Here is a 16,422-nt window from a genome sequence, read left to right as displayed (position 1 = left end):
CACCTGTGTTCCCTGTTAATTTTATATAATTGAACCAGGGGTTGGGAAATTTTGGAGATTTAAGTGACCACAGGCAACAAAGCGCCGAAACTTTTACTTACCAGCATTATGCGCCCCATAGGACCCGCCTATGGCGACGCCCAGAGCGTGGGCTATGAGCTGCTTCACGCGCAGGTCACCAGGGCGCAGGGGATGTTCAGCCCGCGCGCCGTGCACCGCCAGTTCTCCCTGGATTACATAGCCGAAAACCTTGACAATCCCACCGTGGCGCTGCATTATCCCTCAAAGCGGGAACTGATAAAAGAACTTAAAAAAGGTTATGACTACGTGGGAATTTCCTTCATAGTGGTCACTTATCACCGCATGAAGGAGCTTTCAACCCTGGTGCGCAAGTATTCCCCGAATAGCAAAATAATCCTGGGCGGCTACGGAACCGTGCTGCCGGACGAGGCCCTTACACCTTTTGGCGATCATATCTGCCGGGGCGAGGGCGTGGCTTTCACGCGCGAATTACTGGGTCAGCCGCCGCTGCTTGAGCATAAGCATCCGTTCATAGAAAGCCAGATGCAGATCTTTTCAAAAACAATTTCCCGCACCGGCATGATCTTCGCGGGGCTCGGCTGCCCTAACGGCTGCGACTTCTGCTCCACCTCACATTTTTTCAAGCGTCAGCATCTGCGCCTGCTTTCCACCGGCGCGCAGGTTTACGAAGTGGTGAAAAGGCACCTCAAAGTAAATCCGGACGCGCAGTTCACTATTTTAGACGAGGAGTTCCTGCTTGACCGCAAACGGGCCCTTGAGTTCCGCGACCTGGTGGTGGCCGGCGGCCGGCCGCTTTCAATTTTTGCTTTCGCGAGCATCAAGGCGCTCAGCCTTTACCAGCCGGAAGAACTGCTCGAAATGGGCGTGGACGGCGTGTGGATAGGTTACGAGGGCGAACGCTCGGGTTATGATAAGCGCGCCGGCAAGTCAGCCGAAGAGATATTCAAGGGACTGAAAGATAACGGCGTAATGATCCTGGCTTCCATGATAGTGGGCTTTGATTACCAGACCACCGACATAATCCGCGGCGAGCTTAAGAAACTACTGGCCATGAAACCGGACCTCTGCCAGTTCATGATCTATAATCCGAATCCCGGCACCCCGCTTTACGATAAGGTGCGCGCCGGCGGCCTTCTGCGCCGGGAATACGCCGAGAATCCCGCCAAGTACTGGAAAGTTGCCAGCGGTTTCAAGTCACTGCTGGAACATCCCCGCATGACGGCAGCGGAAATAGAAAATTCCCAGGAATACTGCTTCAGGACCGACTTCCGCGAGCTGGGCCCCTCCATCTACCGCGTGGCCGAGACCCTGCTGACCGGCTACCTTAAACATAAAGACTCCAGCAACCCCTTTCTTAGGATTAAAGCCGCGCGCTACGCCGCTGAAGCGCGCAAGGGCTATCCCGTTTTTCTGGCGGGAGAATTGTTCGGCCCCACGCTGCGCGCGCGCGCCATAGTGCACCGTATTAAGAAAAATGTTTACGCGGCTCTCGGCAACCCTTCCTTTGCCGACAGGGCGCTGGCCTGGGGCGCCGTGGCCGCGGCCTTGTGGACTTCTTTTAAACTGCGCTTCAATTTATTCCAGAACCCCGCGCTTATGCGCGCTTCCTGGCGCATGCCGCCGCCGCAGTTCAGCCGTGAATGGCTGGCCCAGCGCATAGCCGCTTACAATGTGCCGCAGAAACTATCCGTGCTGGTTGAGCAATACGACGGCCGCAAAAACCAGCTGCGGGTGCGCCTTGAGGGCGCGCTGGACCGTTATCAGGGAGAGAAGCTGGCCGAGGAACTGCGGATTTATCTGAAGGAAACAAAGGTTAAGCTGGTACTGGATTTTGAAAAACTTAAGGTCACGGAAAAGGAAGCGGCCGCCGCTTTCAGCCAGCGCCTGAGCGAGTACCGCTCACGGGTTAAAATCTCGCTCCCAAAGCCGGCCGCAGCCCATGCGGCGCAGTTCCTGTTCATGGCGGAAATGTTTAAATATTATAAGTGTTGAGAAATCGCCGTATGCTTTCGGCCATAAGCCATAGGCAGAAAAATGCCGTACGCTATAGGCTGTAGGCTATATGCTTTTTTGGAGTTTTCTTATAGCTTATGGCCTCTGGCCTATGGCGGGCGCAGCGCCCATATGGCCTATGGCAATTTTTCCATATACCTAATGCTGAGCTCTCCTGAGCCTTTCCATTATGGCGAGCCCCAGGCCATGCTTAGGCACGCGCTCCGCGTAAATGACTCTTACGCCCTTTTGTTCAAGCGAATGAAGGCATTTAAACAGATTGGCCGCGGCCTCACGCAGGTCGCCGCTGGCGGAAAGCACCGCCGCTTTTTTATATTTTCCAAGCGGCATTTTTGAGAATGCAAGGTAAGCCGAATACTGGCCGGGTATTGCCTCGGCTTCGGTATTTACCAGTTTAAGCTTTACGACCGGGGCATAATGTTTTTTAAGCCCGCCGGGCGCGGTTATTCTTTTCGCACCTTTAGGCCGGGAAACCAGTTTTCCTACCGTCTTCTCTATCTCTTCAACGGTAATTCCTCCGGCCCGCAGCAGCACCGGCCTGTTTTTTATAAAAGTTAGGATGGTGGATTCCACTCCCACGCTGGTTTTCCCCCCGTCCAGAATAATATCAGGGCTGTTCCCAAGATGATTCTTTACATGGGTGGCGGTTGTGGGGCTGAGCCGCCCGAAAAGATTCGCGCTTGGGGCGGCTATAGGCCGGCCTGAGAGTTTTATAAGTTTTAGTGCCACGGGGTGCGCCGGTACGCGCACCGCTACGGTGGGAAGGCCGGAAGTTACAATGTCGGGCACGATGTCGTTCTTCGGTAAAACCAAAGTCAGCGGGCCCGGCCAGAACTTTTTCATCAGTTTAAGGGCCGGTTTCGGTATTTTTAAAAAAAGTTTTTTTGCCTGTCCAAGCGAGGCCGCATGCAGTATAAGGGGATCAAAACGGGGCCTTTTTTTAATTTCAAAGATCCGCGCGCAGGCTTGCGGGTTCAGTCCGTCAGCCCCCAGTCCGTAAACAGTTTCCGTGGGGAAAGCCGCCACCCCGCCGCGGCGTATTATGGCCGCGGCTTTTCTAATATTCGCCGGCGTGGCTTTTACTATTTTCATTACCTGCTGAGATATTTTTTGTGGCCGATTTTCCGGAGCCTGGAGTTCTTTTTAAGAATTTCCACGCGCATTTTTTTGCGGTAGCTGGAAAGTTTTACGGCAAGTTTTCTGTCGCTTAAGGCAAGCATGGAAACGGCCAGCAATGCGGCGTTTTTTGCGCCATTTACTCCCACGGCGGCCACGGGGATGCCTGAGGGCATCTGGATGATGGAGAGTATGGCGTCCAACCCGTCCAGGGCGGCGCTTTTTATGGGCACGCCTATAACCGGCAGTTCGGTCATGGCGGCTATTACCCCCGGCAGGTGGGCGGCCCCCCCCGCTCCGGAGATAAATATCTTTACGCCTTTTTTTACGGCGGCTTTAACGTAGTTTTGCAGCGCGGCATGGGTTCGGTGGGCCGAGAGAACGTTCACTTCGCATTCAACAGAGAAAGATTCAAGCGTAAGCGCCGCTTCCCGCATGATCCCCAGGTCGGAATCGCTCCCCATTATTATGGCTATTTTTGACATGGTTCCTCTTTTTAAACAGGAGATAGCGGAGTCAAATAGGAAAAAAGATCGGGGTCGGCTACGCTAACCTGTCGACAGGAACAAGGAGTAAGCAGCAAGGGAACTAATTTTCGTTTTTACTCGTTTCTCAATTCTTTCTACTTGATCCTTCGAATTAATTTCTGCGTCAGCGAAAATTAGTTCGGAGAGGGAGGGATTCGGTCACAACTCTGCGGCCTCTGAGCCGCAGGTCGCGACCCCGGCTCGCGCCGCACAAAGTGCGGCAACGCTCCGCCTTTCTCATCCCTCACTCGAGCCAAGCAGTTGGCTCGTTCTTCTCTTTAAAAGCGTTTCGGAGAGGGAGGGATTCGAACCCTCGATACGCGTTTACACACGTATGTCGGTTTAGCAAACCGGTGCCTTCAGCCGCTCGGCCACCTCTCCATTTGTTGTGCCCGTACTTTACAGATATGCGGGCATTGGACAATTAAGAGTATACCAAAAATCAAAACAGGTATAAATTCGTTTTAAAAGGATGGGAATGGGGGACGCTGCACGATAACTCGATTGTTTTGTTCTCATTGCCTCAGAACGATTATTTGTTAGTGCCCCTTCAAGTTATCGAGTTATCGTGCAGCGTCCCCCCGCGTTCAATTCCGTTCACAAGTGTCCGGGTAAGATACACCGCGGCAACAGGCAACAGTCCCTGGACCAGAAGCAGGACCGCCCAAACGAGGGCCAATCCGCCGGCCGCCTGTCTAATCAGTTTAAATGCCAGCGGCAGATAGGGAAGCTGTTGCCGGAAGCGCCTGGCTGCGTCAAGAATTTGTTTTTTCATATCCAGAATATGCAAAGGACGGAGCGATCCTTTCTTGCAAATATTACTTCGCGCATTCCACCGCTTTGCCGGGTATTTTATAGAATCTCCGCTTGAGCAGCTCTATAAACATAAAGCAGTCCATTAGCTGTTTTGAATATGTTCTCCTGAACGAAAGATCCTCAAGTTTTCCGTTCAGCTTCAGGTCCTTGAGAAGAGAAGGCATAAATTCCTCGCTGCTGATGCCAGCGGCCCTCAGCCTTCCGGAAAACTCCTTTACGCGCAGGCCAAGTGATAAAGCCTCCTTGATCACGGCAATGGAGGAGTCATAGGATATTTCCCCGGCAGCATACTGTCTGAGCAGCCTGCACCTGAATGTTTTGCAGATTTCATAGCGCCTTTCATCACTATACAAGGCGCACAATTTGCCTTTCTGTCCCCTGCAAGGCAGACGGAAGTACCGCTTGCCGCCTTCCGAAAAGGATTCAACCTCCATCTCTTTAAGGAACGCCGGATCATCATTGTTTTTAATTATTGCCTTCGGGAACAATGTTCCGTCGCAGCACAAGCCGCATTCAATGCAGATATTGCCTTCTGTACCCTGTGGCTGCGTAATATCGGTTCCGGTCATCTGTTGAATTACCTTTCCTCCAGGGATTCAGGAAAACATGGATACCACTGTGTATTGCCGATGTCCCCGTGCGCCCGTAAGAACGAGACCTCCACAACTAAGCCAGGCGTGAGCAGCAAGTTTTTCCGTCTTTGCCTCATCTTTTGCCAGACCCAGGTACAGAGTGCCGGCGATATGACGGCGTTTCAGCATCCACTGGGCCGCGACCGCTTGTGGCAGGCAGACGCTCTCCCATAGAGTATAGTTCGCGGCCGAACGCACGGCCCTGCCCACCTGCCGGGCAAGCTCAAGCTCGGAGGCGCTGACAAGGTCCGCTGCTTCGTTCATATGCCTGCCCAAAGAGCCGGACAGCCATTTGAAAGGCAGAGCCAGCACCGTCAGACGCGCGATGCCCAGCAGCACGAACGCTTCTAGCAATAACAACCGCTCAACACGCGTGCGGCGGCGCCATTTGGCGGGAACGGCGTAAAAGTAGTTAAACCATGACATTCTTATATCGGTATTCATTATCAGTAAACGATATTCCCGCTGTCTTATTAAAACACCGCTTTTTTTAAAAAACCTCTATATGATTTAAAAATTCATATCGGCAGTTATGGCATGCGCAGAGTCACGGAGGTTTTCCAAGCCTTCCGGCAGCCACAAACGGCGGACGGATGTAGTCGCGGCTATCCGTGCGCAAAACTGCATTGCAGAAGCCGTCGGAGTTGCAAGCCAGGGTGCGCCGTATAGAAAGCGAACCATAGCCATCGCGGCCTGGCCGGGGGACAGGGTTTCCAGGCGTGGGGTCTTAAGACAGGCTTTGCGGTCGGACAGGAGATAAATTGCCTTGAGTGGAGCCGGACCGCAGTGAAAGCCCCCCGGCAGAACAGCGCAGTCCACCCATGTTTCCGGATACTCGGGAGCCGCAACGAAGAGGGGACGCAGAGCGTTTGCCGGCAAACCAAGAGCTTCACAGACCCGGGGAGTGACCTTAAGGCGCGGATAACCCGCCTGAATAACGGGGCGGCCGTTATCCCAACTCAGGGCGCTGATGTCGTCGGCATGGAAAGACAGGCCCGCGGAGGCGAGGGCGGCGGCCAGGGTGGATTTGCCGGTCCCGCTCGAACCCATCAGCAGGAACGCTTCGCCGTTATGCACCAGGGATGTGGCGTGCAATGCAAGCCTTCCCTGCAGATGGAGCGCGGCGGCCATAGCGGGACACATAAGCGCGAACAGCGCGTTAGACGGTTCCGGATAGCTTTGGCGGATGGTAATGGTCTTTCCGCCAAGGTCATAACGAAATTCAAGCACATGGCCCTTACGGCTCTGAAAACGCAACAGCCATTGATCTCCTTCCCGGCGCCATTCCTTGAACAGGGGCATGGAATCAGAGCGTGGGATAAGCCCGGCAAAGCGGACTGTAAGATCGGTGCCGTCGTTACTTTCGTGCGCCAGAGGAAGGGGCAGATCGCTGCGGACCCGCAAGCCATAGAGGGAGTAAGTCGCAGGTTTCGGCGCCGCAGTGGAGCCGGATATGGCGTCAGTATTCATTGTTTTCGGTATCGGCGTCAAACCGTTCCCGGTACTCCCTGAAGACAGTCTCGCATTTATCTCCCAACACTATAGAGCGGTCACAGGTTTCCCGCCAGCGTTGGGCCATCATTTTCCGCAACATTGGGTCCGGGTGCCGGGCCAGCTCCAACAGCCACTCGCCCGCCCGGCGCAATTCGGCAGGGCTTGTCATGGGCTGCTTGTCGGAAACCCGCGCCAGTGCCAGATAGTCGGCCAGTGGTGTGTGCGGGTACCGCGCATAGAAATATTGGAACCTGTACCTTTGAAGATCAGTTCTGATCCGTCCCGCGTTCAGGCGGCTGGCCTGCAACTCGTGGCAGCGGCGCTTCAATAGTACGGCGGGAACATTCCCAAGACGGACCTTCGGAGCCATCCGCATTACCCATTCATAATCGTCCAGAAAAATGTTCTCCCGGTAGGGATTGTTTTTGGCTATTTCGGTTCGCATCATAGTTGCGCCGCACAGAATAACTACCCGGAACAGCATCTCACGGCAGATCGCTTCGTGGGACTCGGGACACCACGCTTCCCCCTCACGCAGTCCCATGTTTTCGTAACTGCTGCCGCAGATATCAACGCCTGCCGCCTGCGCCCAGTCTAGTTGGGTCCGAAGACGGGAAGGGAGCGAGATATCGTCATGGTCGCAGCGGGCGATCCAGTTTCCAGCCGCCTGCCGTACGCCGAAATTGACAGCGGAGTGACTGCCCCCGTGACTTAGAAAGAACGGGCGGATACGGGGATCGCCGGAGGCGTAGCGTCGGACAACATCCGGCGAGCCGTCGGTGGAACCGTCGTCCACAATGATAAACTCAAAATCTTCAAAGGTCTGCCCCAGTATGGATTCGATAGCCTCCGCGACAAAGACGGCGCTGTTATAGACCGTCATGACCACGGAGACGGCCGGCGTCGGGTTGGGGCGGCGCGTCATCTTCGTTTCCTCCAATAAACGCATGACCGGTTGACAAGTTTAATGGGCTCTTTAATACCGTGCCGGGCGCGATATTCGTCAACTGCCTGACGGCAGGCCGCAAAAAAACCGTAATCGTCAATGATAATAAATCCGCCTGGGACAACCTTGGGATAGAGACACTCCAGGGCGGTTTTGGTCGATGAATAGAGGTCGGCATCCAATCTCAGGATGGCAAGTTGTTCTATAGGCGCTGTCGGAAGGGTGTCGGTAAACCAGCCCGGCAGGAAAACGACCTGCGAGTCTAAAAGATCGTAACGGATGAAATTGTCGCGCACGCCGTCTAAAGAAAACGCCAAAGACGGCACCTTCGTTTCTGACAGATCAAACCCCTGCGCCGCGTCCGGTCCTGACCCGGGCGGCGGCAGCCCCTCGAAGGAATCGGCGGCCCAAAGACGGCGGCCTCCCTCTCCATAAGCTCTCTGCAGCGCCCGCATAAAGATGGCAGCGCCGCCCTGGCAGACGCCCGCCTCCATGAAATCGCCGGGGATATTTTCCGAGAACACCGCCTCGGCGCACCGCTCCAGATTATCCAGTCCCGGGAGTCCGATCATTGTGTGGCTGAAAGCGTAGCGCGCCCGGTCCGACATGCCGAAGTCATGCTTGGCGTCAATTACCGCCTGATACAGCTCCGGTTCCCGGTACCTTATGTCCCGCAGGTAGCGCTTTCGTTCCAGCCCGGTCATGCCGGCAGCCCGCTTTTCGAGAAACCGTATCCGCAGCTCATGCTCGGGATAGATCAGGTTGACTAGGGCGCGCTTCAGAAGCCCCAGGTAGCTGAACCGCTGCTTGTCTTCGGGCGACGGCGCCTTACGGCGGGTTTCCGTCAGGCCCCGCTCCTGCAACGATTTCAAGAACCTGCCGGTATACCCGGCGATCTTTTCAACATCGCCTGAGAACTCACCGGCCAGGTTAAGGGATATCTCAGTAATCGTGACAGGATATTCCAGAAGTTCCCATATCCGTCTGCCTGTGCCCTCTAAACGCAGTTGTTTATTGCTGTCCGGCGGCCGGGCGTGAAGTATCCCATTGCGGCAGTCTGTAAAGGCCGGGCTCCGTCGATAGTATAAGTTCATTTCTTCCCTTATCACGAATCCTTCGGGGTATTATCCCGTTTTTGAACTTCCGGACTGCAATATTGAGACAGTCGCGTTGTCAGATGTAATCTCCTGTAAGGGAGCGTATTATTATGAATAGGACCCCAGATCCGCACCCTTCCCCCCATTAATGGAGACTTCAGTTTTCCGGACATCCTCTTCAATAATTTCAGGCGTTTGCCACTGTTTCTTGAGGGATTTATCATCCGCCGCTTTAGGAGAATCTATCCGCTGTTTCATTCCTTTACTGTTTTTGTCAATATTTTTCATGTTTTAATCTCCATAGTCTCTAGTGTAGTGTCGCATAAATACCTTTACATTTGACACCTATGAATAAATCCCCGCATCCGTCTTAGCGATCCCACTACCGGATTCGGTTTTCCGGACATCCTCTTCAATGATCTCAGGTGTTTGCCACTGCTTCTTGATGGATTTGTTGTCTACCGCTTTAGAGGAATCTACCCGCCGTTTCATTCCTTTTCCGTTCTTATCATTATTTTTCATGTTTCCTCCTCTATTCATTTAGTTTAGTGAATTCATTATAAAACGCCCGGCCATAACGCCACGCAGGAGCAGCGATGCCGCCCGATGGTTCGTATGAGGGGTAACCTCCGTCTGGAGCTCTTTCCAGGCGCTTTGCAGGGAGCCGCAGTCCACATAGGCCGGAACCGAGCGGTGTGATGCCAGTGCCTGCAGTTCCTCCTCCATTTCTTCCCGGTGATCCAGTAGTCGCCTTCCCACATCGGCCGCCTGCTTTCCCCGCGCAGTATTCCAGCGCACCTCGTCCGGCAGCGCGCACATGGCCCGACGCAGCAGCATGCGCTCTCCGCCGCCGCTGCTGTGTTTTTCTTCGGGTACGCCAAGGCAGAACATAAGCAGACGGACATCGGCAGTGGGGTCCCTGACATCCAGTCCGGCCGCCGCGCCAAGCCCGTGGTGTATGTACAGCCCGGGCGAGTTTTGTTCGATGGTCAGGCGCCGTTCCTGTTCGGGGGACATGGGTGCCGCAAAGAACGGGTCGTGATCCTCCCGGCGCATGGCCGCCTGAAGATCCATCCTCCTTGCAAAAGCCGGAAGTATGGCGCTGTATTCGCCCCAGGGCTGTTTTGAGGGGTGAACAAATAGCCGTCGTCTGCGCCACAGGGGACCCAGCAGGGGGCTCAACAAATGGCGGCGCATAGTCCGGTACCAGGAGCAGCCCTCTCTTTGCCGATAAGTCCGCAAGGCGCTGAACCCTTCATCCCAGTGCCTGCCGGCAAGCAGAAAGAATATCCGGTTCCTCCCGCCGCTCCAGGAGACCGTACCGTTGCCCATTTGTCCCGTCAGCAGCACACCAAGCTCCTGACGCCTGGCTTCGCTGGTTATTGCCTGAAGCCAGTACAGGTTGCCTGCCGCATGCAGGGGGCAGCCGAACACATCAAGACTGTCGCGGATGGCTCCGACAGGGGAGACGCCGGAGGCATTGATAGGAATATGCCGGATATTTTTATACTTTTCAGCCACCGTGCGGGCCAGGGGCCATTCATCGGCCAGGGCGCCGGGAACCAGATGTTCCGCCGGATAAAGGGGAACGGAAGTGAAGGCAGCCAGCGTTTGCCCCGCGCCCTGCAGAGCTTCCGCCGCAAGTGCCGTGACGGAACCGGAATCCAGGCCGGCGCTCAATGTGGTCCCGATGGGCCTGTCGGAGCGCAGCCGTACGCGTACGGCCCGCCGGAAATGGTCCATGAACCCTTCCATATAGTCTTTGTCGGAACCCAGGCGGACGACCGGGGCATCGTCGATGCGCCAGTATTTCCGGAGCTGCAGGGTTTGGGGCGTTACGGTCATGCTGTGGGCGGGCAAGAGGGAACGGACATCCTCCCAGAAGGTGTGGGACCATCCCTTCTCCGCGCCGGGGAAGATTACTAGATAACGGGCGAGCTGCCATTCATCTAGTTTAACGGAAAATTCGGGTAAGGTAAGAATCGCCTGGGGCGATGAGGCGAAAGCGAAGAAGGGATGCTTGTGACAGTAAAAGAGTCCCGTATTCCCCAGCTGATCCCGGGCGACAAATAGGCGGCGTTGCGCCTGGTCCCAGGCGGCAAAGGACCAATCGCCGAACAGGCGGGAGGGTGTGTCGTCCCCCCAGCGGCTGAAAGCCAGCGCGACCAGGCGGCCGTCCGGGACGGCGGGCCGCTCGGGTGCGGGGATGTGGAAAAGATCGCAGAGCTCGTCCCGATTGTCCAGTCGGGCGGCGGCGGTAATAAGGATCCCCGAATCCGGATCCTCCCAGGGCATCGTTTCATACCTGGCTTCAGGCGTGGTGTGAAGGTTGGCATAACCCATCCCGGCACAGCCCTTAATGCGGCTGACGATACCGTCGGGCCCCCAGCCTTTCAGGGCGCGGCGCATTATTTCCAAACGCTCCGGCGTGACGGGCCTTCCATCTAGATAGATCAGACCAAAAATGGCGCTCATGTTGACGTAATTTCTCTCCTGATGATATGGTCTAATTCCGTGTGAATCCCGTCTTTGAATCTACGCACCCGTCATTTTTCCGGCTCCAGCGTCCGTATCAGGCCCTTGGCCTCCAGTTCCGATACAAAGGCCGCGACTTCCTGTTTGCACCGCTCGGCAGAGACGTCAAAATTTTTCTGCAACTCAGTGCACAGCGCCTCAACGGTTACGGGGGTCCCCAGATGCCGCCAGATAACGGCGGCCATCCCATTGAGGCTAAAATATTTCCCGGCCTCCACATCGAACATTACCAACTCTTCCTGAATAGGCGACGCCAAAATATCCGTATTGCGGATAAACTCTTTTTTAAGGTCTGTTGGTTTCTCTTTTTTTGTCATAGTAATCCCGGCAACATGGATTTTAAATGTCACTGTTAAAAGAATATGTGCGTAGATATTTTAGCAAATTGATGATTTTTGACTGGGACCCCGAGTTCTCATCGCAATCTGAATTATATCCCCAAAGTCAGGTTATTTACTTTATAATCCAGTGTGCCACGGTTAAAAAGGCTATTGTTCACGTTTGTAAATAAAATCAGGGCGTTTTCTGGGCTTCCGGGGGCAGTTTTGAGAGGGTGATCTTCGGGTTGTTCTTAAGGAAGTATGCGCATTCCCATTCTTTGGGGAACAGCAGGACCGTGTTGCCTTTCGCGTCCTGCGCCCGGCGGGAGCCGGAAGGGAGCGTCGCCGCATCCAAAACTTCAGTCGGAGTTTTAACCGCCCAGCGGGCTATGTTCCAGGGGGCGGCTTCAAGGCGGGTTTCGGCCCCATATTCAAATTGCAGTCTGTGCTGCAAAACCTCGAACTGCAGCGGGCCCACGGCTCCCAAAAGCGGAAGACGCCGGGCGCCGTCCCCAAACGAAAATACCTGCACCACGCCCTCCTGCAGAAGCTGCTCCAGGCCGGTTTGAAACTTTTTAAACTGTATCGTGTTTGAACAGTGAAGGAACGCGAAATGTTCCGGCGGGAAGCGCGGAACTTCCTTGTAAACTATGGAAGCGTCATCAGTGAGCGTGTCGCCGATGCGGAATTCCGAATGTCCCACTATGCCTATAACATCTCCGGGATACGCTTCGTTTACGGTTTCGCGGCTCCTGCCGAAAAGCTTGTGCGAGCTTGAAAGCCGGACGCTCTTGCCGCTGCGCGAGTGCAAAACCCGCATATCTCTTTGAAACACCCCCGAACACACCCTTAAAAAAGCTATCTGATCCCTGTGCTTCGGGTCCATGTTGGACTGGATCTTGAAAATAAAACCGGAAAACCGCGGGTCCTCCGGCAAAATATTGCCGGACAAGGTTTTTTGTGGGCGGGGCGGAGGCGAGAGTTCAAGAAAGCCGTCCAGCAGCATCTGCACGCCGAAATTATTCATGGCGCTCCCGAAAAACACCGGCGTCATATCTCCGGCAAGCACCGCCTTGGCGTCAAACGGTTCTCCGGCGTGGTCCAACACCGAAATTTCTTCAATAACCCGCTTTCGGGTGATAGCGTCAAGCCTTGCCAACACCTCTTCGTCAAAGCGGTCCAGAACGGTTACCGGCGCGCGGAAAGCGCCGCCGGGGACTCGCTCAAAAAAATGCACCTGTTTAAGGCGGCGGTCATAAACGCCCTTAAAATCCTGGCCGGAGCCAAGCGGCAGGTTGACGGGAAAAACATGGAGTTGGAGCGACTTTTCTATTTCATCCAGCAATTCCAAAGAGTCCTTTGAGGGCCTGTCCAGCTTGTTTATGAAAGTGAAAATAGGTATCTGTCGCAGGCGGCAGATCTCAAAAAGCTTGAGCGTCTGGCTCTCAATACCCTTGCCGGCGTCAAGGACCATTATTGCCGCGTCCACGGCCATCAAAACGCGGTAAGTATCTTCGGAAAAGTCCCTGTGGCCGGGAGTATCCAGCAGGTTTATGTAAAAATCGCGGTATTCAAACTGAAGCACGGTTGAGCTGATGGATATGCCGCGCTTTTTTTCAAGTTCCATCCAGTCGGAAGTGGTGTTTTGCTGGTTTCTGCGGGCGGTAACGGACCCGGCCAGCTGCACTGCGCCGCCGTAAAGCAAAAGTTTCTCGGTAAGCGTGGTTTTGCCCGCGTCGGGATGAGAGATAATGGCGAAGGTGCGCCGTCTGGAAATTTGATTGTCAGTCGTCATTGTTGTAAGGCCGTCGGCGCTTTTTATTATAACATAAGTACCGCATCCTCCCAATGAAAGCCGGACTGAAACCGGGTTCATTATCGCTTCAAACCCGTGTTTTGCTAAAATCTTTGTTATGACAAAACACGCTAAAAAAACACCGGCTATTTTTATCGGCCATGGGTCGCCCATGAACGTTTTGGCTGACAATGCCTATACCAGGGACCTTGCCGCATTTTCAAAAACGCTGGCCAAACCGGAATGCGTGCTGGTCGTTTCGGCCCATTGGCTTACGAACGGAACTTTTGTAACTTCAGGAAAAAATCTCGAGCAGATATACGATTTTTACGGCTTTCCCGACAGCCTGTACAATTTCAAGTATGCCGCGCCGGGCTCGCCCGTCCACGCGGCTCTTGTTGCGGAGAGTACGCATAAAGTTAAAATAACTCCGGACGGAAAGCGGGGCATAGACCACGCGGCTTGGGCCGTGCTGAAGCATCTTTTGCCAAAAGCCGACGTGCCGGTTTTGGAATTAAGCCTGGATATAACCAAGAGCCCGCGGGCGCACTACGACCTGGGCCGCGCGCTTGCGCCATTAAGGGAGCGCGGGGCGCTGATAATCGGAAGCGGGAACATAGTCCATAATCTGAGGATTATGGATTTTGAGGAAAAAGCCGAGCCATACCCGTGGGCAGTTGAATTTGACGCTAAAGCTAAGGAATGTCTGGAAAACAACGACCACGAAGCCCTGATCAACTACTCAAAGTGGGGCGAACTCTCACAATACGCCGTGCCGACCAATGAACATTACCTGCCGATGCTTTACGCCCTGGCCCTTAAAGACACAGATGAACAAATTTCATTCCTGCACGAATCGATGCAGAATGCCAGTATTTCCATGCGAAGTTTTATAATCCAGTAACCCCCGGCGATATTTTCTTATTTTGTATAATTAAAAAGCGCAGTTTCGCCATTACGGTGAACAAAAGCGGTATGATAAGCCCGTGCGAATACCTTCGTAGTGAGCACAGGTACCTTATAAGAGGGGTTCAGTCGCGGACAGCGCCATAGGCCCGCGACAGGCCAGAGTCACAGTGAGTGGGCCGCCGAAGGCGGCATAACGAACGACGAAGGGGAACTTCGTTCCCCTCGTAGAGCGCCGGGCGTCTACCTTATGAAACAGCAGGTCTCGAAAACCTGTAAGGCGCAAGCCTTCGAGGGTTCGAATCCCTCCCTCTCCGGATTTTTTCACATTGTTGTTTTTTTGACATTTTTCCGAATTCCCGCGCGCGCAAAGAATTAAAATTTAGCAGGAATTTCCACGGTTTTTTTAATTCAAACGTCAGCCGCTTCTCGCTAATCCGGAAGTTCGAACCGATCTTTTTCAACTTTTCCCGGTTTTCATCAGGTTTTCCGCTCTCCGCCAGTTCTCCGACGTGAATAGTCTCTTTAAGAAACTCCAAGGTCGGTTCGAACCGATTTACACTCTCCCGTTCAAAAGCTGCTAAATCATCTTGTAAATACCTTTTCTTTTCAATAAATGAACGCTTCTTTTGGGCATATTCAACCTGCGTCACTTCCCCGCTTAAGGTCAAGTCCAAAAGAGCGTTCATTTGTTTATTAAGGATATCAATATCAAATCGCAGCTTTTGTACGGTCCCTGCCACGGCCTGGGCCGATGTGGCTCTTTCCTCTTCCGCCATAGAGATGAGCCCAGCGGCCAGGGCCGGGGGTAAGGAAACAGTTTTTAATTCACCTTTTATCTGGGCCTCAATCAATTCCTCTCTCACATAAGGCTCAGCGCAAGGCTTCTTGCGCTTGGTGCAGTGTAAATAATTATGCCCTTTCTGTGTTTCCGTGGTTATAAGGCAACCGCATTCCTTACAGCGGAACAGGCCGCGGTAGGTATAGGGTTTCAATTTAGGGCGGCCCTTAGGCTTACTTTTATCAAGCATTACGATTTGGCAGCGGTCGAATAGGGCCTTGGTGATGATCGGCTCATGCTTGCCCTCGTAAATCTCGCCCTTATACCTTATAACGCCGTAATAGACCGGATTACGGAGCATATACTGATAATTGGAGGTTGAAAGGGCGGTATGCCGCCCTTTCATGCCTACCCCGTTGATAATACGGCGCACCTCGGCCAGTGTATAATCCCCGGAGGCATACAACTCAAAAGTCTTGCGGATAAAGACCGCCCGGTCTTTATCCGGCAAGATGGTCCGGGTATTCTTGTCGTTTAAGTAGCCGAGCGGAGCGCAACAGGGCCAAATGCCGTTGCGAAGTTTTTGCCTAAAGCCCCGCCTGATATTTTCCGAAAGGTTGTCCACATAATACTTTGACTGGCCGAAAGCTATGGATAGCATAAACTTACCCTGCGGCGTGGGGTCAAACCAAAAGGTAGGGAACTTCAAAGCTGTTATTTTGCCGGTGTCCACAAGATAGACAATGCGTCCGCCGTCGATGGAATTACGGGCTAGGCGGTCCGGGTGCCAGGAAATAATACCCTGTGCGCTGCCCTGCTCTATGGCGGCTACCATATCATTGAATATCTCGCGGCCAGGCTCCTTGGCGGTTTTGCTTTCTATGAATTCCTTTACGATTATAAGGTTTTCCTTTTTGGCATACTCGCGCAACTCGGCAAGCTGTCCCTCTATGGACAATATCTGTCTGTCAGGTTCATCTGTAGATTTTCTGGCATAAAGGAAATACCGCATTGTTTGGTTTTGCATAAGTTTCTCCTTACCTTATTATCTGGTTCTCCTGACCTTATTGTGTGGTTTTGTATAAGTTCGCTTTTACCTTGCGCTTTATGCCGGTTTGGCTTAGCAAAGCGAAACCGGCATAAAGGGCCTACTATCAATTCTCCGCCGCGCGTAAGGCCGACTTGGCTTAGCAAAGCGAAGACGGCCTTACTGGCGGCGCTTAAGGAAGAGATTGGTTCGGGAAGCTTTGCTTCCCGGCGCGCCAGCGCCGAACTTCCGGGCTTCTCGCCGTTTGAATTCAAAAATCCGGGGGAATTCCTGCTAAATTTTAATTCTTTGCGCGCGCGGGAATTCGGAAAAATGTCAAAAAAACAACAATGTGAAAAAATCCGGTGTTTTTTG

The 16,422-nt window shown here is 53.7% G+C and carries 17 protein-coding genes and 1 tRNA gene; 2 read left to right on the top strand and 16 right to left on the bottom strand.

The window, feature by feature from the left end:
• Positions 1–63: 63 nt before the first annotated feature.
• Positions 64–2,034 carry a hypothetical protein gene (locus NTX59_02395; GenBank protein ID MCX5784515.1) on the top strand — a complete coding sequence of 657 codons (1,971 nt, stop codon included), beginning with the start codon at positions 64–66 and terminating at the stop codon, positions 2,032–2,034.
• 159 nt (positions 2,035–2,193) lie between these two features.
• On the opposite strand, the gene NTX59_02390 is transcribed toward NTX59_02395, so the two are convergent.
• From NTX59_02390 to NTX59_02325, 14 genes are all read right to left on the bottom strand, one after another.
• A complete protein-coding gene (locus NTX59_02390; protein MCX5784514.1) occupies positions 2,194–3,147 on the bottom strand; it encodes an L-threonylcarbamoyladenylate synthase in 954 nt (317 codons plus the stop codon).
• A complete protein-coding gene (purE, locus tag NTX59_02385) occupies positions 3,147–3,656 on the bottom strand; it encodes a 5-(carboxyamino)imidazole ribonucleotide mutase (GenBank protein MCX5784513.1) in 510 nt (169 codons plus the stop codon). Before purE ends, NTX59_02390 begins: the two co-directional genes overlap by 1 nt.
• A gap of 332 nt (positions 3,657–3,988) precedes the next feature.
• A tRNA-Ser gene (locus NTX59_02380) sits at positions 3,989–4,079 on the bottom strand.
• A gap of 169 nt (positions 4,080–4,248) precedes the next feature.
• Positions 4,249–4,473 (bottom strand): hypothetical protein, encoded by a 225-nt coding sequence (locus NTX59_02375; GenBank protein ID MCX5784512.1) that lies wholly within the window; start codon positions 4,471–4,473, stop codon positions 4,249–4,251.
• 43 nt (positions 4,474–4,516) lie between these two features.
• Complete coding sequence (locus tag NTX59_02370) at positions 4,517–5,083, bottom strand: hypothetical protein (protein MCX5784511.1); 567 nt, start codon at positions 5,081–5,083, stop codon at positions 4,517–4,519.
• Between the two features lie 27 nt (positions 5,084–5,110).
• On the bottom strand, positions 5,111–5,590 hold the full coding sequence (locus NTX59_02365) for a lasso peptide biosynthesis B2 protein (GenBank protein ID MCX5784510.1): 480 nt from the start codon (positions 5,588–5,590) through the stop codon (positions 5,111–5,113).
• Between the two features lie 66 nt (positions 5,591–5,656).
• Positions 5,657–6,616 carry a hypothetical protein gene (locus NTX59_02360; GenBank protein ID MCX5784509.1) on the bottom strand — a complete coding sequence of 320 codons (960 nt, stop codon included), beginning with the start codon at positions 6,614–6,616 and terminating at the stop codon, positions 5,657–5,659.
• A complete protein-coding gene (locus NTX59_02355) occupies positions 6,606–7,565 on the bottom strand; it encodes a glycosyltransferase family 2 protein (GenBank protein MCX5784508.1) in 960 nt (319 codons plus the stop codon). Before NTX59_02355 ends, NTX59_02360 begins: the two co-directional genes overlap by 11 nt.
• Positions 7,562–8,680 carry a PqqD family peptide modification chaperone gene (locus NTX59_02350; GenBank protein MCX5784507.1) on the bottom strand — a complete coding sequence of 373 codons (1,119 nt, stop codon included), beginning with the start codon at positions 8,678–8,680 and terminating at the stop codon, positions 7,562–7,564. Before NTX59_02350 ends, NTX59_02355 begins: the two co-directional genes overlap by 4 nt.
• Positions 8,681–8,791: 111 nt before the next feature.
• Entirely contained in the window at positions 8,792–8,971 is a 180-nt protein-coding gene (locus NTX59_02345; GenBank protein MCX5784506.1) for a hypothetical protein, read from the bottom strand.
• A gap of 57 nt (positions 8,972–9,028) precedes the next feature.
• A complete protein-coding gene (locus NTX59_02340; protein MCX5784505.1) occupies positions 9,029–9,205 on the bottom strand; it encodes a hypothetical protein in 177 nt (58 codons plus the stop codon).
• Positions 9,206–9,223: 18 nt separating this feature from the next.
• On the bottom strand, positions 9,224–11,158 hold the full coding sequence (locus NTX59_02335) for an asparagine synthase-related protein (GenBank protein MCX5784504.1): 1,935 nt from the start codon (positions 11,156–11,158) through the stop codon (positions 9,224–9,226).
• Between the two features lie 71 nt (positions 11,159–11,229).
• Positions 11,230–11,535, bottom strand: a complete 306-nt coding sequence (locus NTX59_02330) for a PqqD family protein (protein MCX5784503.1) — start codon at positions 11,533–11,535, stop codon at positions 11,230–11,232.
• A 196-nt stretch (positions 11,536–11,731) separates the two neighbouring features.
• Complete coding sequence (locus NTX59_02325) at positions 11,732–13,333, bottom strand: peptide chain release factor 3 (GenBank protein ID MCX5784502.1); 1,602 nt, start codon at positions 13,331–13,333, stop codon at positions 11,732–11,734.
• A 172-nt stretch (positions 13,334–13,505) separates the two neighbouring features.
• On the opposite strand from NTX59_02325, the gene ygiD reads away from it, so the two are divergent.
• The gene (gene ygiD, locus NTX59_02320) at positions 13,506–14,237 is read left to right on the top strand and encodes a 4,5-DOPA dioxygenase extradiol (protein MCX5784501.1); all 732 of its coding nucleotides are present in this window, start codon (positions 13,506–13,508) and stop codon (positions 14,235–14,237) included.
• Between the two features lie 250 nt (positions 14,238–14,487).
• Here ygiD and NTX59_02315 read toward each other — a convergent pair whose 3' ends face one another.
• Together NTX59_02315 and NTX59_02310 are read right to left on the bottom strand one after the other, a co-directional pair.
• Positions 14,488–16,047, bottom strand: a complete 1,560-nt coding sequence (locus NTX59_02315) for a recombinase family protein (protein ID MCX5784500.1) — start codon at positions 16,045–16,047, stop codon at positions 14,488–14,490.
• Positions 15,969–16,422 (bottom strand): hypothetical protein (locus NTX59_02310; GenBank protein ID MCX5784499.1); only part of this gene is annotated, 454 nt, incomplete at its 5' end. The genes NTX59_02310 and NTX59_02315, both read right to left, overlap by 79 nt.

It is taken from the genome of Elusimicrobiota bacterium (assembly GCA_026388155.1).
Taxonomy (GTDB): domain Bacteria; phylum Elusimicrobiota; class Elusimicrobia; order Elusimicrobiales; family UBA9959; genus UBA9634.
The sequence above is the reverse complement of the archived record's forward strand: the minus strand, read 5'-3'. Positions and strand labels throughout refer to the sequence as shown.